Source organism: Rhodohalobacter barkolensis (genome assembly GCF_002834295.1).
Taxonomy (GTDB): Bacteria; Bacteroidota; Rhodothermia; order Balneolales; family Balneolaceae; genus Rhodohalobacter; species Rhodohalobacter barkolensis.
Genome location: NZ_PISP01000003.1, coordinates 40,493 through 63,815, shown reverse-complemented (window position 1 = coordinate 63,815; position 23,323 = coordinate 40,493). Strand labels below are relative to the sequence as shown.

Below are 23,323 nucleotides of genomic sequence, written 5' to 3'. Positions count from 1 at the left end.
GGACCAGGAATCGAGGTCTACTTACAGAAATATTTTTTAAAAATGGTTAGATCTATTGCAGGCCTTCAGCCTGCCCGACTTGATGGGTGATTGATTCCCGGGGCGTTGCCCCGGGCTGGATTGTCAAAGGCTTTCAGTCTTTATCAATCCAAATTCTAAGTGGTAGGGGGAAATATCCCGAAAAGGAATAAAGGTTGAATGATAGAAGTTAGTAGTTGAATTAGATTTATAGTGGTGAGGATTAACATTGAACTCCTGAGTAGAATTGTATTGGGCAATCGAGCGATAAACGGTTTCATTAAACCCAAAGGCTGAAAGTCTTCAATATCCCAATTTGAGACACAGATCTTCTACCAGCCAGTCTAAATATTCTCCTAATTAAAAGATTCCTTCTTCTGAACGTCAGCGGAAAACTATCTAAAGAGGATTATAAGAATGGAAGAGATTTAGAGGAATCGGAAGTTGAAGTTGATGTTTATGAACAGGGAGGTAATTAAGGTCTAAGACTGACTATATTTGGAAATCAGCCTCCAATTGGTTCACAAAAATACAAAAGGCTGAAAGCCTAAAATAACCCAGCTTGGGGCACCGCCCCGAGACCAAAGTATGAATTGAATCAAAAAGCAGGCTGAAAGCCTGCGACAGGGGGGCTCCGATTCTGATTATAATTACCAAAAAAATGAACAGATCAATTCGATCAGACAGAATAACAGATTAGGTAAGTCAGTCTGTCTAACCGGAAATGACAGCCGGTCACACGGTTTAACACACTCTGAAACAACTGCATGTTAAATCTGCCAGAGGTGACAGCCATGTCAGTAAAAAGCCGATTGGCACTCCTGTTGCAACACATTAAAGTGAATTCATGAAAACAATTTGTAACAAATAACTTTAAATAAACGGAGGTCATTATGGCACTCGTAAGATATTCTCAACCCGGTACAGATGTATTTGGTAAACGATTTACAGACATCATGGACGAATTTTTCAATGATGCAGTCGCAAATCGACAAAATACATTTGCTCCAAAAATTGATATATCAGAAACCGAGAAGAAATACGTTATAGATGTAACTCTTCCCGGAATGAAGAAAGATGATATTCAGATCGACCTTGAAAAAGGACGATTAACCATCAGCGGAGAACGTAAGTTTGAAAAAGAGGAAGAAGGTAAAACATACCACAGAGTGGAAAGCCATTATGGAACATTTACCCGATCTTTCCAGCTTCCGGATGATGTGAAAGACGACAGTATTAATGCTTCGTATAACGATGGAATCTTGAATATCACCATCGATAAGAGCGAAGAGAAGATGAAAAGACAGATTAAAATTAAATAAGTAGTTAGTAGTAAGAGCTGTTCTCATTTGTCCCCTAAGAGAGCAGGTTAGTTAGCGCCGGAGATCCTTTGACAAGTGTCTCCGGCATTTTTTTGCGCAATAAATCGGATAGTTGAAAAGTTTAAAAAACGGCTGTCTGTAAACAATTTCTTCACATAAGGAATGGCACAGCAGTACGTTATCAGAAAATAAAAATGCTTTTAAATACCGTCCGGATAAAGGGCAAGGCAGAAAAAATCATCTGCTGATTGAATTCAAATAAAATGAGTCAATATTTATGGATAGAATAACAAAAAGTGTGATTGCTGCAGTTGCTGTGGCATTTTTTATTATCGGTTTGAACTTTGGAAATGAAACCGATTCAGATTCGACCTCTTCAGGACTTCCAGCGTTTAATGAATCAAATCAGACTGAAGATACTCAGCGGGTAAGTACATTGAGAGATTTTAACAACGCTATTGTTGATATTGCTGAGCAGGCCAATCCAACTGTGGTTACAATCAATACAACCCAAACGGTTCGCCAAAGACAGCAGTCTCCCTTCTCCTTCTTTTTTGATGATCCCCGATTCGACCAGGAGAGAGAGTTTCAGCGTCAGGGGCTCGGTTCCGGTGTGATCGTATCCGAAGAAGGATATATCATCACTAATAACCATGTGATAGATAATGCAGACGACATTAAAATTACACTTTTTGATGGTATAGAGCTGGATGCGGAGATTGTGGGTGCCGATCCTGCAAGTGATATTGCCGTACTGAAAGTTGATCAGGAGGATTTAAAGGCAATTCCGATGGGCAATAGTGACGATTTACGTGTAGGCGAGATGGTATTAGCGATCGGGAGCCCGCTGGGTAACCAGTTTGCACACTCTGTTTCGATGGGTATTGTGAGTGCAAGCGGTCGTTCGGGACTACAATTGAATGATTTTGAAAATTATATTCAAACCGATGCGGCGATTAATCCCGGTAATTCGGGTGGTCCGCTTATTAATGTGGATGGCGAATTGATTGGTATCAATACAGCTATTGCCAGCCGAAGTGGCGGAAACCAGGGACTCGGTTTTGCCATTCCGATAAACATGGCCCGAAATGTGATGGAGTCGCTAATCACAGACGGTCGTGTTGCCAGAGGTTACCTGGGAATTTCTATGGGCGGCGAAGTGGATCGAACCATGGCGCGTGCTTTGGGAATGGATAATCCACGTGGTTTTGTGGTAGGCGATGTGGTTGAAGACGGACCGGCGGCCAAAGCCGGACTCCAGGAAGGCGATGTGGTTGTTCGCTTGAATGGAAACATCGTGCGCGATTTTTATGATTTCCGAGTAACGATTGCCAGTTCAGCGCCGGGTACTGAAGTAGATATTGAGGTGTTCCGTGATGGAGAAACAAAAGAATTCACAGTTGAATTGGGTGAATTAGACACTGAAGAAATTGCAGCTGATATGAGTACTTCTGATCGGGAAGAACTTCGTGAAAGACTGGGATTCGCTGTTGAGGAGTTAACAGACTCTATTCGCCGACAGTTAAATTTACAATCGCAGGCATTTGGAGTGGTTGTAAGTGAAATCAGCGAAGCAAGCGGTGCGTACTCTCAAGGACTTCGAAGAGGCGATGTAATCTCTCAGGTTGCCGGTGCTTCAGTTACTCAACCGGAGGAGTTCTATGGTGCGGTTCAGTCATTAATTGAAGATGGCACAGAAGTGGCCTTGCTGAGAGTAAATCGTCAAGGACGAAATATCTTCGTAGCGTTTGAGCTCTAAAAAATTGAACGAATGGTTAAGGTTAAGCCTCTGTCTGAATTCAGGCAGAGGCTTTTTTATTTGGTAACAGTCTTCCTGTGACCTGCAACTCGTCCATTCCGTCAGGTTTACTGTCAATACAGCAATTTGAGAAGGGCATGGCATTACTTTTGCAAATATTAAAGCAAAAATAAGGATGCTATAGTTATGGAATACAAAGATTACTATAAGACGTTAGGCGTACCCAGGGATGCATCGCAGGATGAAATCAAGAAGAAGTATCGTAAGATGGCGGCTAAATTTCATCCCGATAAAAATCCCGGTAACAAAAAAGCAGAGAAAAAATTTAAAGAAGTAGGTGAGGCGTATGAGGTTCTAAAAGATCCTGAGAAGAGGAAACTATACGATAAAGTCGGATCTGATTGGAAAAAGTATGAACAAGCCGGCGCAAGTGCCGACGATTTTAACTGGCAGCAGTATGCCGGGAGAAGTGGCGGCGGCCGTCAGCATGTAAACATCAATATGGATGACATATTTGGTGCCGGCGGTCAGTCTGCCGGTGGGGGTAGTCCGTTTTCCAGTTTTTTTGAAACGCTTTTTGGAGGCGGGCAATATGGTAATGGAGGTGATCCTTTTGGTGGTGCGCAAACACGTCAGGGATATTCAACAGGTACAAGAAGACGTGCAACTCCTGTAGCGGACTCAGAAGCTGTGGTAAGAGTGGATCTGGCCGATGTTTTAACCGGTGCTGAAAAGCAGCTGAGAATTGGGGGTGAAAAAATGAAGGTAAAAATCCCCGCCGGTATTGAGGATGGTAAACGTTTGAAGTTGAAAGGAAAAGGTCAGGCCGGACCGGGTGGACGCAGGGGAGATCTCTATCTTAAAATAAAAATTACAGAACCTGAAGGAGTCGAAAGAAAAGGAAAGGATATTATTCAAACTGTAGATCTTCCGGTTCATAAAGCAGCATTGGGAGGTGCTTTAACGGTAGATACCTTAGAAGGAAAAGTGAAGCTTAATATACCGGAGGGCACCCAGAATGGTAAAATGTTCAGACTGGCCGAGAGAGGAGTCCCGGAATTTAATAAACCCGGTAGCAGAGGTAACTACTATGTGAAAGTGTCCCTCCAACTTCCGGATCAACTGACATCAAAAGAGAAAGAACTTTATAAGAAACTATCCGAATTACGGTCTGAATAAATCTCTGTATGGATAGACTGTTCAGGGAAAAGATCGTACCTTCTGTAAATACAAATTTTAAGTTTTATTGAGTTATGAAAGGTTTGTTAATTCTTGCAGCTGCACTATTCTTTAATACGTCTGCCGTTGATCATCAAGAGCACCAAAAGTGGGGGCAAATTGGCCACTATGTAACCGGCGAAATAGCGGATGTATATCTAACTGATGAAGCCAGAGAGCGGGTATATGAAATTTTAGGAGATCGATCGTTATCTCTATCTGCAGTTTGGATGGATGATATTCGATCAGACAGCGAATACGACTATACCAGAACCTGGCACTGGGCCACCATTCCGGATGGAATGACTTACGAAGAGGCCGAGCAGGATGAAGGCGGGGATATTATTTGGGCACTTGAAACATTAATTGATGAACTGAAAAGGGGCGACCTAACAGAGAAAGAAGAGAAGGATAAGCTCAGATTCGTGATTCATATGATTGGCGACATTCATCAGCCGATGCACGTAGGAACCGGTGAAGACTTGGGAGGAAATGAGGTACGCCTGCAGTGGATGGGTGAAAACTCGAACCTGCACAGAGTTTGGGATAGTGATATCATTAATTCACTTGAAATGAGTTATTCCGAAATAGCCTGGGAAATTGATGTTGCAACGGATGAAGAAATTGCGGAGTGGCAAAATGCAACCGTTCGGGATTGGGCATATGAGTCTGTCAGTTATCGCGATCGAACCTACGATCTGCCTGATGATATGCGAATTGGCTATGAGTACCGATACCAAAACAGAGATCTGGTGTTTAAAAGGTTACTGCAAGCCGGAATTCGCACGGCGGGTGTTCTGAATGAAATCTACGGAGCTGAATAGAATTTCAGTACTCTTTCAATACACTTAGGTGCAGATTATAGTCAGCTGCACTGAACAGTACAAAGCGAATATATTTTACATTAGTTAGCTCCGCGGTTTTCTTCTTTACGGTGTTAAACGCTATTTGTGCGGCTTCTTTCATGGGGTATCCAAACGCTCCGGTAGATAGTGCAGGAAATGCAATCGATTCTATACCATTCTCTTCCGCAAGGGTTAATGCATTGTAATAGCAGTTTGCCAACAGCTTATCTTCAGGTTTATCCTTTCCATAAACAGGACCTAAACAGTGTATAACAAACTTATTTGGCAAGTTTGGGGCTTCCGTTATGACAGCCTCACCCGGTTTGATGGGTGCAAGGGGACGTGTTAACTCTTCCAGTTCTGGATCTCCCACGCCATGAATTGCACCGGCAACACCACCACCTATTCTTAATTCCGCATTGGCTGCATTAACTATAGCATCACAATCAGGCTGGTCGGCAATATTACCTGATACGAGTTCTACCATTACTTCATTAAATTCTACATGCATGATGGTGAGTTTGTGTTGCGATTCATTCAATCAACGATTCTAAGCTATAGGTTATAACAGAGAGCACAAAATGTCTTTTTACTCTCAAAATGAGGATATCGGGGCCGTCAAATCGACAAAAACCGTCTATCGAAAAGCGCTTCTGATTCTTTTACAACAAGATTTTTGTGTGTTTAATTGTCAGTTATAGGAAAAAATGTAACGAAGCGCTTTCCAAAAAAATGGAATTTGTAAGGGCTTTTCTAATATAGATTATAAATGGGATAAAAAAGTCTTTTTATGGAAAATAATTTTCAATAAAATTAAAAACGCTTTCATGAAAAAATGTCACAATAATACATTTTAAATTGTTTTAAGACATCAATTTAACGATTGATTGTCATTTTGATTTGGAGATATATTTATGCTCAATCATTCAAGTAAGCATAAATCAAACAACACGATGTTTAAATTCAAAAACATACTTTCTATTGTACTCGCAGTCATTTTTTCCATTGTTATGGCAGGTGATGCTTTTTCTCAACATTCAGGTTACAAAGTATTTACTGAAGAGTTATCTGAAAAATTAGAAACCAGCCTGGTTTATGGCCTGTCCTCTGATGTAAATGGAGTGGTAGAGTCCGCGCTATTCGATATGTTGCATTATAGAATTGTCTATCCGGAGTTTTATTCTGAAAAAGTATTGAACAGAGCACAGGAAATTTCTGAAAGTACTGAATCAGGTGTACTGGAATCCAAAGCAGAAATGGTGATCTATTTTTATAGAAATCAAAACAGCTTCCCGGATTCGGAAAAGCTACTGGCGGAAGTTGATCATTTGAACAAAGATAAAATATTTGAATACCTGAGAAACGGTGAAAATTCCGGCCGGTATACTACTACTCAAGAGTAATAGCCTAATCTTTGGTCATAATTTATTGGGGTAATCCAAACCGCCTGTTGCTTTCGACTCGATTGTGGCAGGCGGTTTCTTTTTTTAAATGAAATTGAGGCAGGACTGTTTAAGAGAATCCTGCCATTCATCTCTCAAAACGGTCATTTAAGCTCATTCAAAATGTGTGAACTGTAATTCCGACAGGTTCTATGCTGCAGGTACGGTTTTAGCTTCACATCTTTATAAAAAGAAAGTTCAAACAGGAGCATAGATGAATTTCAATAAATTTACGATAAAAGCTCAGGAAGCTGTTCAGGCGGCATTGGAGATCGCTCAAAATGCGAACCATCAGGCTGTGGAGCCGGCGCATATTTTAAAAGCGCTCCTATCCGATTCGGAGAATGTTACCATCCAGGTTCTGAAGAAGATAGGTGTATCCACATCAGGATTGCTGGAACAGCTTGAGAAGAAAATTAAAACCTTCCCGGTTGTAAAAGGTGCATCGGTATCCGGGCAATATCTTTCCAATAACACAAAGGCACTCTTCGACAAAGCTCAAACAGAAGCGACAGATCTTGGTGATGAGTATATCAGTTCAGAGCATATCCTTCTGGGTCTGATTGGAACCTCTTCCGAAAGCAGTGATTTGCTGAAATCGCAGGGAGTAAAAAAAGATCAAATTTTAAAGATTTTGAAAGATGTTCGGGGCAGTCAAACCGTAGACGATCCCAATGCAGAGAGTCGCTATCAGGCGTTGAAAAAGTATGCCAGGAATTTAAATGAACTGGCAGAGAAAAATAAACTGGATCCGGTAATTGGCCGCGATCAGGAGATACGTCGTGTGATGCAGATTCTCTCCCGCCGGACTAAAAATAATCCGGTTCTGATTGGTGAACCCGGTGTTGGTAAAACAGCAATTGCTGAAGGACTTGCCCTGCGAATTGTTCGAGGTGATGTACCTGAAGGATTGAAAACGAAACAGATTGTTGCCCTGGATATGGGAGCGCTAGTGGCCGGGACTAAGTTCCGCGGTGAGTTTGAGGAGCGCCTTAAAGCTGTGGTTAAAGAGGTGATGGATTCAGACGGTGAACTGATTCTCTTTATTGATGAGATTCATACCCTGGTAGGGGCAGGAGCCACTGAGGGTTCAATGGATGCGGCAAATATTTTGAAACCTTCACTGGCCCGGGGCGAACTGCATGCAATTGGTGCCACCACGCTAACCGAGTACAGAAAGTATATTGAGAAAGACAAAGCATTGGAGCGCCGACTTCAAACTGTATTTGTCGGTGAGCCATCAATTGAAGATACGGTGTCGATTTTACGCGGACTTCAGGAGCGATATGAAGTTCACCACGGTGTGCGAATTACGGATGCGGCCATTGTTGCAGCGGCCGAACTATCACACCGGTACATATCTGACAGGTTTCTGCCTGATAAGGCCATTGACCTGATCGATGAAGCCGCATCAAGACTTCGGTTACAGATTGACTCTATGCCTGAAGAGCTTGACAGTATCGAGCGGCAGATTCGTCAGCTCGAAATTGAGCGTGAGGCATTGAAGCGCGAAAAGGATGAGGCCAAACTGAAATCGAATGAGAAAGAACTGGCCGATCTGGAAGAGAAACGCAAATCGATGCGGGCACAGTGGGATCATGAAAAAGGATTGATCCAGAAAACCCGGGAGCTGAAACAGGCCATCGAAACTGCACGTAATCAAGCCGATAAAGCAGAACGTGAAGGCGAGTATGAGAAAGTGGCAGAGCTGCGTTACGGAACCATTACACAGTTGGAGAAGGATCTTGAAGAAACAAAAGCCAAGTTGGATGATGTTCAGGAAGGTCGGTCTCTTCTGAAGGAGCAAGTTGAGGCTGAGGAAATTGCAGATATTGTTTCGCGATGGACCGGTATTCCGGTTACCAAGATGCTTTCCAGCGAACGGCAAAAACTACTCAAGCTGGAGGAAGAACTCCATAAACGGGTGATTGGTCAGGATCAGGCCATTGAGGCGGTCTCTGACGCCGTACGACGTGCAAGAGCAGGTCTGCAGGATGAGAATCGCCCGATCGGTTCATTTATGTTCCTGGGATCTACCGGTGTGGGTAAAACAGAGCTTGCCCGATCATTGGCTGATTTCCTCTTCAATGATGAGGATGCCATGATTCGGATTGATATGAGTGAATATATGGAGAAACACAGCGTCAGTCGTTTGATTGGTGCGCCTCCGGGCTATGTCGGTTATGATGAAGGTGGTCAGCTGACCGAAGCGGTTCGCCGAAAGCCATATTCTGTTGTGCTGCTTGATGAAATTGAAAAAGCACACCCTGATGCCTTTAATATTCTGCTACAGGTTTTGGACGATGGACGCCTGACCGATAATAAAGGTGTAACGGTCGACTTCACGAATACCATTGTGATCATGACCAGCAATATCGGTTCTCACCTGATCTCTGAGCAGATTGAGAAGAGCGGGGGAGAAATGGATGATTCAACGTACACAGAACTGCAGGACAGGTTGTTTGAGCAGCTGAAGAAAACCATACGGCCTGAATTTTTGAACCGGATTGATGATGTGGTTGTTTTCCATCCGCTCGATCAGCGACATATCCGACAAATTGTGGATATTCAGCTTAAAAGGGTTGAGGGTATGCTGACTAAGAATAACGTATCCCTTTCTGTATCGGATAATGTGAAAGACTGGCTGGCTGTTCGCGGTTATGACCCGGTATACGGTGCCAGACCATTGAAGAGAGTGATCCAAACTCAAATCGTAAATCAGCTGGCTAAACAGTTGATTCAGCGGGAGGATGACTCGCAGGGAGTTGAGTTTGAAGCTACAGTAAGTAAAGACGGGAATAAACTGGAGTTCGCTGAAGTATACAGTGACGCGGAAGCGTGGGCAGATTAAATAAACCCGGCAGACCGCTATACGCGGATATAATGATATAGATTTAGGGTCACCCGTCTGCCCGCACAAAGCGTGCTGACGGGAGTTTGATCCAATAAAAAACCTCCAAGGTTTTCGAAACCTTGGAGGTTTTTGTTTTATGGGTCAGGCCCGGGAATTAGATATTAATTGTAAGTCGGGAATAGACATAACGTCCTTCAAATCCTGAAGGCGAAAATCCGGAATACTGGAAGATTCCGTTAAAGCTGTTACCCTGGAATGTTTTGTCCGGATAGACATCAAAGATGTTGTTTCCGCCTAATGAGAATCGAACGGTTTCACTGATGTTATAAGTGAACTCCAGATCTGTCGAAAATACATTTCCGTACACCTGGTCTTCATCAGGGTTTGCTCGAAGCACTTCAATTTCACCGTATCGGACAGCGCGAAGCATCACCGACCAGTGGTCACGAGAGTAGTTGGCCATAAAGTTGATGTTGCTGCTTGGCTGACCTACCTCGAACCGCCCAATCTCTACACGCCCAAACAACGGTACGTCTGTAAGGCCCTGAAGTTCGGAGGGCGTATCGATTTCATCTTTATTGGTAATTTCAGTCTCATTGAAATTCATCCCCAGTGTAAAGCGCAGGGTTGAATTATCGGCGAGATTGAAACCGTATCGAGCGATGATATCTATACCCTGTGTTTCCGTATCCACAGCATTTGTGAAATATCGCCCGCCTGTTGCATTAATTCCCTGATTCTGCAGGAATGTTGCCAGGTCTTCACCGGTAAAGTTTTCGGTGAATACTACTCGATCGTCTATGGTAATGCGATAGACGTCGGCTGTTAGAGAGAAATTACCGCGTTCGAACGTGGCACCTGCACTCAGGTTTACAGAAGTTTCAGCCTCTAAAGATTCGGCTCCCAAAGCTTGCGCGGCAGTAGAATTTACAGGGAAAGTTCCCACTTCAAAAGGTGTTCCATCAATGAATACGGTAGCGATGGATGTAAAGTACGATTGGGCAAGCGATGGAGCACGGAACCCTGTGCTGGCGGCTCCCCTTACAGCGAGTCCTTCCACAAGTTCAAACCGGGTCGAAAGCTTACCTGTAAGTGTATTTCCAAAATCGCTGTAGCTTTCAAATCGTCCGGCTAATCCCAGAGTCCACGGATCAATGATGTCCGTTTCCAGATCGGCATAGGCTGCGATACTGTAACGATCTTCATTCTGTTCATTACGCGGTGAGAATCCTGGAAATACCTGTGCACCGGGTGCAGCTCCGTTCCCGCCATCGGCATATGATTCTGCATCACCTCTGATGATTCTATAGAGTTCGTATCGAAATTCACTACCCAAAGCAATACTCAATGGCTGGGCGGTTCCGATATCAGCTGTTCTCACAAAATCAAGATTTGTGGTTGCCTGATCAAATGCCAGTGTTCCGGCTTTGAACGTGGTAGGGCTGCCAACTCCAATGGATGTGTTCACCGAGTTGGTTACACCGTATTCCAGAGAGTTATGGCCATAAACCTGACTGAAGTCGTAACTCCAGTCACCGGCTCGTCCTTTTAAACCGGCAGCAAAAGATCCATCATATACATTGGATGTGATTAAAGGTAGAAATCCATCGGGATAGTATTCGGGGACATTTCTGCCGTCCAGAGCACGCCGATAAAATCCTCCGGTTTCACCTTCACGCAGGCTGATCCCGCCAAAGGCATAAAGTTCAACATCATCGGCAACTTCCATATTACCGCTAAAAAATCCACTCACATCCAGAAGATCACCTGAACCATAACGGTGGTTGATGCGATCAAACGTAAATTCACGTGGATCGGGATCACCATTCACTTCCGGATAATTTGGTCTTGGGTCAATTCCGGCCCGATTTGTAATTCCCCGATCACGATACTGGCCTGATACATAGAGCTGACCATTGTTTGGGAGTTCAAAACCGTATCCAAGATGGAGGTTTACAGTTTTTCCATCATGATGCCATACATCTTCTTGGCCCGGGTAGTATGGAGAACTTTGAAAACCGGCAGTTGATCCACCATCTGGCAGAGCTTGATTAGGGGCGTAGCCTCTCTCTTCCTGAGTCAGGTTTTGCCCGTAAGAGAAAGAGGCATCCAACCCTGTAGAATTTTTAAGAACAATATTGATTACACCCGCAATGGCATCAGATCCGTATTGAGCCGCCGCTCCATCCCGTAAAACTTCAATTCGTTCAATCATATTCACAGGTATGGAGTTCAAGTCAACACCGGTAGCACCGCGACCTACAGAACCATTTACATGAAGAATGGCGCTTGTATGTCGTCTTTTCCCGTTAATCAAAACCAGGGTTTGATCCGGTCCTAAACCGCGAAGTGTGGCCGGACGAACATGATCTGTACCGTCTGTAATGGAAGATTCAGGGGAGTTAAACGATGGAACCAGCGCGCGAATCACGGCTGTAGTTTGAGAAAAACCAGTCGCCTGCACTTCTTCGGCACTGATTACATCAACAGGTACGGGTGATTGTGTGATGGTTCGGCCCTGACGACGTGTACCCAAAACAACGACTTCATCCCCGCCCACAGTAGCCGTTTCTAGAGTGATGTTTACCGTGAGTGTTTCACCTGACAATATTGAGATAGACTGACGATTCGTTTGATATCCCAGAAAGCTGACCTGCAGTGTGTAATCGCCGGCCGGCGCGTTAATTGAATATTCACCATCGGGATTTGTTGATGTACCAATATTTTCACCAACCAACACTACATTGGCACCCGGTAACGGATTATTGTCGGTATCTGAAACGACACCTTCTACGGTTCCGCGTTGAGCAAATGCTTGTGTAGCTGTAAACACAAACAGGAATGCCAAGGAACTAACTACCTTTAAATAAGTGCGATACGTTTTGTTTTGTAAGAGCTTTGGTATCATATGAAGAGATATTTAATTGCGATTTATCTGTTGAAGCAGACTATTGGAATACAGATGAGGCAACTCCCAAATGGTCTTACTTCTTCTATACAGACTGCAGAAATGTACCCTGATGCAGCCGGTATTTTTATAAAAAGCAGATTTCAAGATAAATCGTTCAATCCAAAAGCGTATAAAGACTAATAAGGTTAGGGGCTTGAAAGAAGTAGTTAATAAAAATAAGCAAAGAGGGTGCGTAAGGAAATCTGTTCAGCCGGATTTAAAGTGGGGGTTGAAATTCCTTTATCCGTCTGACCGCCTAAAGCGTGCTGACGAGAAAATTAAATTCAATAAAAAACCTCCAAGGATTCTGAATCCTTGGAGGTTTTTGTTTTTAAAGCTGACCTTTTGCTAAACCAAAGATTCAGGATTTAACCCTTTCAGTTCGTCCTTTACAAATTGTCTTCCTTTTCGAATCAGCTCTCCATCCAGGTACACATCCGCTCCGATGCAGACCAGATCCCAATGGATATTACTCTCATTTCCATTGGGAGCAATTTCGTAGTCATTTCCAAGGGTAAGGTGATTTGATCCATAGATTTTTTCATCAAACAGGATGTCGTACATCGGCTCGCTGATAATCGGGTTCAGCCCAAAACTAAACTCACCGAATCGTTTGGCACCTTCATCCGTGTCGAGAATTTCTTCAAGGGCAGAGTTATTTGATGAATCAAAATCTGTGACGACACCATTTTCAACTTCAAGCTTTACAAATTCAAACGGCTTTCCTTGGTAGACGGATGGGGCATAAGTGATGTGGCCATTAATAGAGTCGATGATGGGTGACGAAAACAGTTCGCCGTCCGGAATATTCCGTTTCCCGAAACAGGGAATCCAGTTTTGCCCTTTTACTGAGAAACTGATATCTGTTCCTTCTCCCTTAAGTTCAATGAGATCTGTTTTCCGAAGAAGTTCTTCGAGCGGCTTCATAGCCTGCTCCAGTTTGTTGTAATCGAAAAGGCAGGCTTTATAGTAAAATTCTCGAAACTTCTCGGTGGGCATTTTGGCGTTCATGGCAAAAGCTGCGGATGGATATCTCAGTACAGCCCAATTTGTGTGATTTACACGCTCTTCGAAGTGAACCGGATTCAGGAATTTCTGTGAATAGGCTCGGTTCGATTCTTTAGGTACCTCAGAATTTTCGTAGATATTTTCAGCTGCCCGGATACCGATAAAAGCATCCATCTGTTTCATCAAAGGCAGCTGGTCGGTCTCGGTTTGATTTTCCCAAAAATGATCATCACCCTTTTCAAGCAGCAATCGGTTAATTTCAGGATCCTCAATTTTGATAAAGGGATGCGCTCCTTTGTTTCTAACCTCTTCGGTGAGCGCCCGAATTAATCCGATACCGTTCAGCCCCACAAGCTGAAGCATAATATTTTCTCCCTTTTTCAGTTCTACACTGTGGTTAAGAAGTTGCAGAGCTAATTTTCGGTCTTCTGAAGTATACATAGAGTTAATTTTTAAGATTGTTCAGGTCGATTTGATGGTCGCACATGTCGAGTTCATCCGTTTGATTGGAGGCGATGATAACCATTCGTTCATCTTCACGAAAAGATTGAACAAGGGATTGAATTAAAACTTTACCTTTTTCATCCAGGTTTGAACCGGGTTCATCCAGCATTAGAATGGATGGATTTTTTATTACGGTTGATGCTAATTTTACCCGTTGCTGCTGACCTGTTGAAAGGTTACCGTAGAGGGAATTACGAAACTTTTTTACTTCGAATCGGCTCAATAGGGCATTAAGATCTTCTATAACAGAGTTTTTTTGAAGATTCACTAAAAAACGTAAATTTTCTTCGACGGTTAGTTCTTCATATAGTTGAATATATGGAGCTGCAAAACCGAGATAGGGACTAATTGCTTTAGGTAAAAAATCAGCACCATCTATATTCCAGAAAATATTTCCGGATGTAGGTTTTAATAAACCGGATAACATTTTTAAAAGTGTTGATTTACCGGACCCATTTGAACCGGCGATCCCCAAAACGGAGGATTGGTAGTGAAAGTCGATGCCCGTAAGTACACGCTTTGTACCATATTTTTTTTCAATATTTTGCGCTTTAATCTCAATCATGATTGGAAGGTAAATTTAAAGAGATGCAAAATGAAGAAAAAAGAGAGGTTTTATGAAATTGAATCAAAATTGGTTGCAAAGTTATTGAAGAAAAGTTTTTATAATAGAGATCTAAATACATTTACAGAATAAGTAAATATAAAAGGATATGGAGCGAATAGTACGCCACATCACTGAGAAGCTGACAGCTCAGCTACCCCGATTCAGAGAGTTTTACACCCCGGACGATCTTCAGGTTCTGGACATTCCTCCTTTTATCACAGAGAGAGTGATCCTTGAAATGCACCAAAATTTGAGTGAATCCGTAGGTCCGCCTGAAACAGAATGGGCGGATATGGATGGTGATTCAGTTCGATTTGCATGGAAAAACTTTCTGGAAGCGATTAAAGCAGAAGTACGAATGCCTTCATCTTATGCGGCTCCTCTTTTGGAAACCGCTGTTGCCGATGCATTGGAACTGGCAACACAACCTCGCAAAGCTATTCCGGAAATTCTATTTGGCAGCGACACCTCACTCTCGATTGAAAAACTGAAAAAGAGAATTCGATATGTAACAATCGGCAGACCGCTTGCGGCCGCATTGATCCGTTACATGGAAAAGAAGAATAAAACCGAGTTGGTTATAGATGATTGTAAAAAAATCATTGGCCAGATTGATGAAAAATTAATCTCCTCCTTTAATTCCCTGGATTGGGCAAAGGAACTGGAGCCTCTTTTTGTTCTGGCCGGCCCATCCGTAGATACAGATCTGTTTCGGGTCTATTTTGAAGATAAAGGGCGTAAAAAAATCTCCAGGGTTTTTGATCGGCTGAATAAGTCACTGAATCGTACCGAATTTATTGAAGTTATGTCTTCACCCGAGCAGCTGCTTGATGAGGATGAAGATGTTGTAAAAACTCAAAAACCTGATACCGACAAAAAGACTGGACCTAAACCTCCGGTTCAGGAAACGCAGGTTACTGAGAAAGGAGATGATGAGAACGAAGATGCCGAAGATTCTATTCTGAACTCATTTCAGAAACGAAGAGGGGATTCACTGCCGGAAGAAGACGAAGAGGCAGAAATTTCCAAAGACAGTGATGAGTCAGAAGAGGAGCTTCACTCAAAATTTCGATTAGATCAGGAAGATCAGGAGAATGAGGAGGAGAATCTCTATAAAGAGATGAATTTGAAGAAATCATCCTCCGACTACAGAAGTGGGAATCTTACCCTTGATGAAGAGGAGGAAGATGAGGATCCCAAAAAACTTCACACCGATCTTTTAAGTAAGTGGAAGGCTATTTCCGGCGATGATAACGATGATGAAGATCATGTGGATGAGGATAAAACTACATCAGAATCTGAAGTAGAAGACTTGGCCGAAACCGATAGACCTGATGACGAAGATGATACAGGTGTGAAGTCGATTGAGCTTTACAACGAAACCGATGATGAAGAAGACGTGCCAATCTGGAGAGCGTTTTTAGAAAGAGAAGATCTCAGCAGTGTTGCTTCAGAAGAAGATCGCAGGAAGAAAAAATCGGATAGAGATGACAAGCTTGAAATGGCTGATAAACTCGCGGATCGCTTTTTTGGCAGTTACGATGAAGACGCTGACGAAAGTCTGGAAGCAACGGCAGAAGCGTTGATTGAGTTTTTATCTGATGAGAAAAATCGGTTTATAAGTGAAATCTTTAGCGGATCAGAAAAGGCTTACGAAGAGTCTCTTGAAGACATTGCGCTTTTAGATGATTGGAAAAGTGCATCGAAGTTTATTAAAGATGAGATTTTCAATCGTAACCATATCGATATATTCGATGAAGTTGCTGTTGATTTTACCGACAGACTTCATACCTTTTTCAAGGAGCGAAAATAATAAAGAATTTTAATTGCAGATAATGTCTGAAAACGAAAAAGTAGAACGGCTATTCAAACTTAGGGAAGAATCAAAAAAGGGTGGCGGAGAAAAGCGGATCGAAAAGCAGCATGAGAAGGGAAAGCTCACTGCCCGTGAACGTATAGATATTCTGCTCGATAAAAATAGTTTTGAAGAGATAGACGCCTTTGTAACTCACCGAAGTTCTGCGTTTGGGCTCGAAGATCAACAGTTTCTGGGCGATGGTGTAGTAACCGGGTACGGGAAGATTGACGGCCGGCCAGTTTATGTATTCAGTCAGGATTTTACAGTTTTTGGCGGATCACTTTCAGAAACACATGCCGAAAAGATCTGTAAAGTAATGGACTTGGCTATGAAAAATGGCGTTCCTGTTATTGGATTGAATGATTCTGGCGGTGCGAGAATTCAGGAAGGCGTGAGTTCACTTGGTGGATATGCAGAGGTGTTCTGGAGAAACTCAATGGCCTCCGGTGTTATTCCTCAAATTTCAGCGATTATGGGGCCCTGTGCCGGCGGGGCGGTTTACAGTCCTGCACTGACAGATTTTGTATCGATGGTGAAAAATACCAGTTATATGTTTGTAACCGGTCCAAACGTGGTCAAAACCGTAACTCATGAAGAGGTTACTTCCGAAGAGCTTGGAGGAGCTTCGGCCCACGGTGTAAAATCAGGAGTGGCACATTTTGCAGAAGAGAATGATGCCGTTTGTTTGAAAAATATTCGAAAGCTGATCAGCTATATTCCGCAAAACTGCGAAGAGAAAGTCCCCGGTATGCCGTCTAAGGAGCCCGATGCTGCCAAGGCCGGTGCATTGGATGATCTGGTGCCTCTTAACCCTAATAAGCCATACGACATCAAAGATGTGATTGATGGGGTAATGGATAAGGATACATTTTATGAGGTTCACGAACGGTATGCGGATAACATTGTGGTCGGTTTTGCGCGACTGGATGGTCGCACGGTAGGGATTGTGGCTAATCAGCCACTTTCATTGGCGGGAGTATTAGATATTGATGCATCACTTAAGGGTGCTAGATTTGTACGATTTTGTGATGCTTTTAACATTCCATTGGTTGTGTTTGAGGATGTACCCGGATTTTTGCCCGGTACGGACCAGGAGTGGGGTGGAATCATCAAGCATGGAGCTAAATTACTCTATGCGTTTTGCGAGGCAACTGTGCCCAAAATGACGGTTATTACGCGTAAAGCCTATGGCGGCGCGTATGATGTAATGAACTCGAAACATATTCGGGCAGATTACAATATTGCATGGCCAACTGCAGAAATTGCCGTGATGGGAACCAAAGGGGCTGTCGAAATTATATTCAGACGAGAAATTGCGAAAGCTGATAATCCTGAAGAGAAGCAGAAAGAACTTGAAGACCGTTACAGTGAAGAGTTTGCTCATCCCTACAAAGCGGCAGCCAGGGGCTTTATCGATGATGTGGTACTGCCTTCGGAAACCCGGGTTAAATTAATCAAGGCGTTTGAGCTGTGTCATAATAAAGCAGATCGTGTGCCTAAGAAAAAGCACGACAACCTGCCTCTTTAATTGAATTCAGTTAGCCCGGGTAGTTGCCGGCGATATAATTTCGAAGTGAGTTGATTTCAACTTTTTGGTTATCAATTACCGACTTTACAACATCACCAATCGAAATAATACCGGCCAGGTCGCCATTGTCTAATACAGGTAAATGGCGGATCTTTTTTTCAGTCATAAGCTGCATACAGAGGTTGATGCTGTCTGAACTGTTAACACAAAAAACGGACCGAACCATAATATCTTTTACAGGTGTAGATGTGGATGTTCTTCCTTTCAGTATGATTTTGTTTCGGTAATCCCGTTCAGATATGATCCCTTTTATTTTACCCTCATCAACAACCAAAAGAGCTCCGATATTTAAATCGGCCATTTTTTTGATGGCATCATAAACCGTTTCATTAGGATGAACGGAGTAAACCTTTGAACCCTTTCGGTTTAAAATATCTTTAACTGTCATATAACCTCCCTTTTTAAGTTAAGTACTAACTATCAATAAGCAGATTTTATCCATTATGCAAGGATTTACTCATTTTTAGTTGAATATCTGCTCAGCGAATTTGCAGTGTAATTTTACTATCATCTGCTAAAGAATAAAATTTTTGGAATATGAATCTATTTGAAGATGACTCCGGTAAGGCGGACGAAAAACCTGATTATGAAAATCAACCTCTGGCAACCCGAATGCGTCCGGTATCGCTGAAGGAGTTTACAGGACAGGATCATTTGGTAGGTGAGGGTAAGATGCTTAGGCGAATGATTGAGAGTGGTGTCATAGGGTCATTAATTTTTTACGGTCCTCCAAGTTCCGGAAAAACAACTCTTGCTAATGTTATTTCAAAAGAGATAGATGCCCGTTTTGAGGTAATCAACGCTGTATTGGATGGGATTAAGGAGTTGAGAAACGTGGTGGCAAAGGCAGAGCATCAAAAAAAAGCAAACGGACGAAAAACGATTCTTTTTGTGGATGAAATTCACAGATGGAATAAAGCACAGCAGGATGCCCTTCTGCCACACCTGGAGTCAGGAATTATAACATTGGTTGGAGCTACAACAGAAAACCCATTCTATTCACTTGTCAATCCATTATTGTCGCGCTGTCAGCTATTTGAGCTGCATCCTTTAACGAAGGAGAATGTGATGGTTATGATTGATCGGGCATTGACTGATCAAGAAAGAGGGTTGGGCTATATGAAGATAAACGTTGCAGCAGAAGCGAAAGAGCATTTTGCTGAGTACGCAGGGGGTGATGTAAGGAATGCACTCAATGCCCTCGAAGTGGCGGCACTATCAACAGCCAGGGACGAGGGTGGTGTTGTAAATATCACATTAGATATCGCCAGGGAGTCCATTCAGAGAAGAAGTGTTCGGTATGATCGATCAGGTGATGAACACTATCACTATGCTTCAGCATTTATAAAATCGATGAGGGGCTCTGATGTGGATGCTGCACTATACTGGATGAGTGCAATGCTGGATGGAGGTGAAGATCCCAACTTTATCTTTAGGCGAATGCTCATTTTTGCATCAGAGGATGTTGGAATGGCAGATCCCTATGCACTTACAGTCGTAAATGCTGCACACGAATCCTTCATGAAAACAGGGATGCCCGAGGGGTTATACTTTCTGGCGCACACAGCAATATTTTTGGCTTTATCTGCCAAGAGTAACAGCACCAAGTCAATTTTTGAGATAAACAGCATCATTGAAAATAAAGGTGTACTGAGTGTCCCTGATCATCTTAAAGATAAAACAGCAAATAAACTGGCTTCTCGATATTTGGATGTAAAAAATTCATCAGAAGATTATAAATACCCTCATAATTTTCCACACAACTGGGTTCCTCAGCAATATCTTCCCGATGATCTGAAAGACAAATCCTGGTACAGCGCGGATGGTTCAGGTAGAGAGAAAAAACTTTGGGAAAGGCTTAAGAAAATTAAGGGCGAAGAGTAAGGGGTTTTAAAAATAGCAAAGCCGGAATTATCCATTCCGGCTTTGCTGAGTATTGGAGCTATTGCTCGATGTCTACCATAACATGAGCTCTTGAATAATTTCTGATATAACTTATCAAGTCTTCAGTCAAATGATAAAGTGAAATAGCCTGTTATACAAATTAAATTAAGTTAAAAAATCATTACGCAATTATTATTTAGTTATATGGATCAGAAAAGCGCTTTTTTTAAGTCTAAAAAAGTTCTCGCTCATAGGTTTCAATACTGATTTATGGCAAATATAAGAGGTGAATTATCAGCAGATTGGTTTAATCTGTGCGAGACTATTGAACCAAATTTGAAACAGATATGTTGAAGACTTAAATAAAAGTTTCAACAACAAATACACATGAGTTTAATACACATTTTGTCTTCAACAGACAGACCAAATTCTAACGCACTTAAAGTATCAGGGTATGTAGAAAATTATTTGGCTGAAAAAGCAGAAACGAAAATCTTTTCCCTGATGGATTATCCTTTTGAGGATGTTGTTGGTGGGAAGTATGGACAAACACCCGATTCCGTTAAAGAGTTTAATGAGGAATTTTTAAAAGCTGACGGTTTTCTTTTTGTGATTCCGGAGTATAACGGAGGTTTTCCGGGTGTCTTGAAGTTATTTTTCGACTATCTTCCATTTCCCGACGCGATGGAGATGGTTCCGGTAAGCTTAATTGGTGAGGCGGCCGGAGCTTTTGGCGCCCTCAGGCCGGTAGAGCAGTTTGAGCAACTTTTAAAGTATAGAAAAGCTTATATCTATCCTGAAAGAATGTTCATTCAGCGTGTAAATGATACATTCGACCCTGATGAAGGTTTAAATAACGATGTGCTTCAGAAGCTTCTTTTAAGCCAGTTAGACAGTTTTCCTGACTTTGTGGAAAGAATAAATTCTTTGGGCTTATCAGTTGACGCGTAGCATGTAACCTACTCCGTGAAGAGTTACCAGGTAACGTGGGTCATCGGGCTGCATTTCAATTTTAGCTCTCAATTTTGAAATATGAACATCTACAGTACGTGTGTTGGTACTGTATTCATATCTCCATACATTTTCCAGTAGATCGTCTCTGGAAATTGGCTTATTTGCTTTAGAGACTAAATATTGGATCAGCTCAACTTCTCTGGTGGAAAGTTCATGCTCAACACCGTTTGGTTTGATGACTTTTGACTCTTTCAGGTCTATTTTTACATCTCCCAGCTTCAGCATTTCGACGGGACCTGTTTTGGAATATGCATTGGCGCGACGAAGACGGGCTTTAATTCTGGCTAAGAGCTCCTTAACCCCGAATGGTTTTGTCATGTAATCATCAGCTCCGATATTTAAACCCGCTACTTTATCGATCTCCTGATCACGAGCTGTAAGCATGATAATGGGAAAGGTGTATTTCAACTCCCGAACTTCTTTACAGATGTCATAACCGCTTGTCCCCGGCAGCATGATGTCCAACAGCATTAAATCAGGTTCAACGGATTTGACAGTGTCTACGGCTTTATCTCCCTCTTGGACAACAGTCACATCATAACCCTCAGTTTCCAGAGTGTCTCTAAGTGTAAATACGAGGCTGGGCTCGTCTTCTACGATGACAATTTTCTTTTGTTTTTCAGACATATTGTTTTGAGTCTATGTTTTTAATTTCATCGCCGACAGAACCGGTGCTGAAGCTTGTGTCAAAGTCGTCCTGACCTTTAATGAGCGCCGGAAAACTAACTATAAATGTTGAGCCTTTTCCTTCAGTACTTTTAACCTGGATTGTACCGCCATTCAATTCAACCATATTTTTTACAATGGCCAAACCCAATCCATGACCTTTAGTTTTTGCAGTCAGGCTATTTTCAACACGGTAAAATTTTTCGAAAATGAGTCGTTGAGATTTTTTAGCAATCCCATCGCCCTGATCCGCTACGGATATTTCTACAAAATCATTCTTCTCTTTCAGGCTGATATCAATCTGTTTTTTGTCTGAACTGTACTTAATAGCATTTTCAGTTAAGTTGTTCAGGATCGTTTCAAGATGATCCGGATCGATCATAACCAGTGGAAGATTTGGATCGCTGTTTAAATTAATCTCAAATCCTTTGGATTGAATGTAGTTTTTATTGGATTGCACAAAATCTGTGACAAGAGCATGTAACTGGTGGGGTGCCTGTTCAACAACGGATTGTCCGGAGTCAACTTTTGCAACATCCAGTAATTTCTCGATCATTTTCCGTAGTCGGACCGATTCATTATAAATATGCTCACCGTAACTTTTTAGTCGCTCTCCATCTTTAACCCGCCCGTCAGATATATTTTCGCCGGCTGCCTGCATAACGGCAAGCGGTGTTTTTAGTTCGTGTGTAATGTTTGCCAAAAAGCCAGCCTGACGTTGAGCAAGTTCCCGTTCGCGCTGAGCGTTTATAAACATGAATACCAAAGCTCCAAATAAAACAACAACAGCAAATACCAATACTATCAAGTTACGGGTAAGAGAAGCGTTGGTTGCTGCAACGGTAGGCGACTGTAAAAAGGACGCATGGAGAACCCAGTTTTCCAGCATTTCAGGAAAACGTTGTCTCATATCAATTTCATGAACATCCCGGTTGTAGGTAAACTGATCGTCACTGCTGGATAAAATATCATCCTGAATCCAGTCGCGAAGCCACACAACGATACCGGTTTTGTCTGTTGGCCCAAACTGCTCTTTTAACTGTTTTGCAATCACTTCATTGATCAGATAATCTCTGTTGATTGTAAAGTTTAAATGCCCGATTACGGATCGCTTTTCTAAATTAATGAGAGCGAGGTTCATACTGCGATGAGCATCGAAGGTTACTTTATTGTTGAAACGGTAATCATCAATCAATGCTTTTACCCTGGAATTGGAGATCCCAAAGCCGTCACAAACTAAATCGGGTACATCCTGAACCAGGGTGAACATTTTTAAATCTGCATCAAATTTGTAAAGCGGCTGATCGCTATCATAGCAAGCATCAGAGTCGCTGGGGTTGTAGTAAATATCGTCATACAAAGGCTCTTCTGAAGCCATGACCAATACTTCAATAAAATGAGTTGGGAAATTTCCGCTGACCGACCAGCTGTTTTCGAGTTTTTCGATATCTAATTTTCGAAGCTCTCTGAAGGGACCGCCAAACTGATGACGAACCTGTAGCGTGAACTCGTCAAGCTGACTCTTTTTATTGTCTTTTGCAGACTCAATGGTAGACTCTCGCAGGGCGTAAAGGGAGTAAACGTTCATTACGGTAAGTGCCAGCACTGCTACAATTCCCAAACTCAGGAACAGCCACCTCACAGTATTGCGTTTACGCATTTTATTAAAAAACGGCATAGTTTATGATTGTTTTCAGAACTTAGTCAAAATAGAAACAACGGTTCTATTCTACACAAGATATAATACATTTTTACAAATGACAGATTCATCAAAAAAGATCGAGAA

The 23,323-nt window shown here is 42.4% G+C and carries 18 protein-coding genes; 11 read left to right on the top strand and 7 right to left on the bottom strand.

The window, feature by feature from the left end; translation table 11 throughout:
• The first annotated feature begins 911 nt into the window (after nucleotides 1-911).
• From CWD77_RS10270 to CWD77_RS10255, 4 genes are all read left to right on the top strand, one after another.
• Nucleotides 912-1,340 (top strand): Hsp20/alpha crystallin family protein, encoded by a 429-nt coding sequence (locus tag CWD77_RS10270; protein ID WP_101073491.1) that lies wholly within the window; start codon nucleotides 912-914, stop codon nucleotides 1,338-1,340.
• Between the two features lie 277 nt (nucleotides 1,341-1,617).
• Nucleotides 1,618-3,099: a Do family serine endopeptidase gene (locus CWD77_RS10265; protein ID WP_101073490.1), complete on the top strand. Its 1,482-nt coding sequence runs from the start codon at nucleotides 1,618-1,620 to the stop codon at nucleotides 3,097-3,099.
• Nucleotides 3,100-3,285: 186 nt separating this feature from the next.
• Nucleotides 3,286-4,278: a DnaJ C-terminal domain-containing protein gene (locus tag CWD77_RS10260; RefSeq protein WP_101073489.1), complete on the top strand. Its 993-nt coding sequence runs from the start codon at nucleotides 3,286-3,288 to the stop codon at nucleotides 4,276-4,278.
• Between the two features lie 74 nt (nucleotides 4,279-4,352).
• Nucleotides 4,353-5,141 carry a S1/P1 nuclease gene (locus tag CWD77_RS10255; protein ID WP_101073488.1) on the top strand — a complete coding sequence of 263 codons (789 nt, stop codon included), beginning with the start codon at nucleotides 4,353-4,355 and terminating at the stop codon, nucleotides 5,139-5,141.
• Between the two features lie 4 nt (nucleotides 5,142-5,145).
• On the opposite strand, the gene CWD77_RS10250 is transcribed toward CWD77_RS10255, so the two are convergent.
• The gene (locus tag CWD77_RS10250) at nucleotides 5,146-5,673 is read right to left on the bottom strand and encodes a macro domain-containing protein (RefSeq protein ID WP_101073487.1); all 528 of its coding nucleotides are present in this window, start codon (nucleotides 5,671-5,673) and stop codon (nucleotides 5,146-5,148) included.
• A 442-nt stretch (nucleotides 5,674-6,115) separates the two neighbouring features.
• Between CWD77_RS10250 and CWD77_RS10245 the strand changes: the two genes are divergently transcribed.
• Nucleotides 6,116-6,565, top strand: coding sequence for a hypothetical protein (locus tag CWD77_RS10245; protein ID WP_101073486.1), 450 nt, complete (start codon nucleotides 6,116-6,118; stop codon nucleotides 6,563-6,565).
• Between the two features lie 253 nt (nucleotides 6,566-6,818).
• Nucleotides 6,819-9,455 (top strand): ATP-dependent chaperone ClpB, encoded by a 2,637-nt coding sequence (gene clpB / locus CWD77_RS10240; protein ID WP_101073485.1) that lies wholly within the window; start codon nucleotides 6,819-6,821, stop codon nucleotides 9,453-9,455.
• A 157-nt stretch (nucleotides 9,456-9,612) separates the two neighbouring features.
• Here the strand turns inward: clpB and CWD77_RS10235 are convergent, their stop codons facing one another.
• The gene (locus CWD77_RS10235; RefSeq protein WP_101073484.1) at nucleotides 9,613-12,366 is read right to left on the bottom strand and encodes a TonB-dependent receptor; all 2,754 of its coding nucleotides are present in this window, start codon (nucleotides 12,364-12,366) and stop codon (nucleotides 9,613-9,615) included.
• Between CWD77_RS10235 and CWD77_RS10230 the strand changes: the two genes are divergently transcribed.
• Nucleotides 12,367-12,549 (top strand): hypothetical protein, encoded by a 183-nt coding sequence (locus tag CWD77_RS10230; RefSeq protein WP_101073483.1) that lies wholly within the window; start codon nucleotides 12,367-12,369, stop codon nucleotides 12,547-12,549.
• Between the two features lie 207 nt (nucleotides 12,550-12,756).
• On the opposite strand, the gene CWD77_RS10220 is transcribed toward CWD77_RS10230, so the two are convergent.
• Nucleotides 12,757-13,857 carry an aminopeptidase gene (locus CWD77_RS10220; protein ID WP_101073481.1) on the bottom strand — a complete coding sequence of 367 codons (1,101 nt, stop codon included), beginning with the start codon at nucleotides 13,855-13,857 and terminating at the stop codon, nucleotides 12,757-12,759.
• Between the two features lie 4 nt (nucleotides 13,858-13,861).
• Entirely contained in the window at nucleotides 13,862-14,485 is a 624-nt protein-coding gene (locus CWD77_RS10215) for an ABC transporter ATP-binding protein (RefSeq protein ID WP_101073480.1), read from the bottom strand.
• A 148-nt stretch (nucleotides 14,486-14,633) separates the two neighbouring features.
• On the opposite strand from CWD77_RS10215, the gene CWD77_RS10210 reads away from it, so the two are divergent.
• Together CWD77_RS10210 and CWD77_RS10205 are read left to right on the top strand one after the other, a co-directional pair.
• Nucleotides 14,634-16,340 carry a hypothetical protein gene (locus CWD77_RS10210; RefSeq protein WP_101073479.1) on the top strand — a complete coding sequence of 569 codons (1,707 nt, stop codon included), beginning with the start codon at nucleotides 14,634-14,636 and terminating at the stop codon, nucleotides 16,338-16,340.
• A gap of 22 nt (nucleotides 16,341-16,362) precedes the next feature.
• Entirely contained in the window at nucleotides 16,363-17,913 is a 1,551-nt protein-coding gene (locus tag CWD77_RS10205) for an acyl-CoA carboxylase subunit beta (RefSeq protein ID WP_101073478.1), read from the top strand.
• Between the two features lie 10 nt (nucleotides 17,914-17,923).
• Here the strand turns inward: CWD77_RS10205 and CWD77_RS10200 are convergent, their stop codons facing one another.
• A complete protein-coding gene (locus tag CWD77_RS10200) occupies nucleotides 17,924-18,361 on the bottom strand; it encodes a CBS domain-containing protein (RefSeq protein WP_101073477.1) in 438 nt (145 codons plus the stop codon).
• Between the two features lie 149 nt (nucleotides 18,362-18,510).
• Between CWD77_RS10200 and CWD77_RS10195 the strand changes: the two genes are divergently transcribed.
• On the top strand, nucleotides 18,511-19,857 hold the full coding sequence (locus CWD77_RS10195; RefSeq protein ID WP_101073476.1) for a replication-associated recombination protein A: 1,347 nt from the start codon (nucleotides 18,511-18,513) through the stop codon (nucleotides 19,855-19,857).
• 387 nt (nucleotides 19,858-20,244) lie between these two features.
• On the top strand, nucleotides 20,245-20,808 hold the full coding sequence (locus CWD77_RS10190; RefSeq protein ID WP_101073475.1) for an NADPH-dependent FMN reductase: 564 nt from the start codon (nucleotides 20,245-20,247) through the stop codon (nucleotides 20,806-20,808).
• Here the strand turns inward: CWD77_RS10190 and CWD77_RS10185 are convergent.
• Nucleotides 20,794-21,498, bottom strand: a complete 705-nt coding sequence (locus tag CWD77_RS10185; RefSeq protein ID WP_101073474.1) for a response regulator transcription factor — start codon at nucleotides 21,496-21,498, stop codon at nucleotides 20,794-20,796. The two genes, CWD77_RS10190 and CWD77_RS10185, sit on opposite strands and share 15 nt — an antisense overlap.
• The gene (locus CWD77_RS10180; RefSeq protein WP_101073473.1) at nucleotides 21,491-23,215 is read right to left on the bottom strand and encodes a sensor histidine kinase; all 1,725 of its coding nucleotides are present in this window, start codon (nucleotides 23,213-23,215) and stop codon (nucleotides 21,491-21,493) included. Before CWD77_RS10180 ends, CWD77_RS10185 begins: the two co-directional genes overlap by 8 nt.
• Between the last annotated feature and the right edge of the window lie 108 nt (nucleotides 23,216-23,323).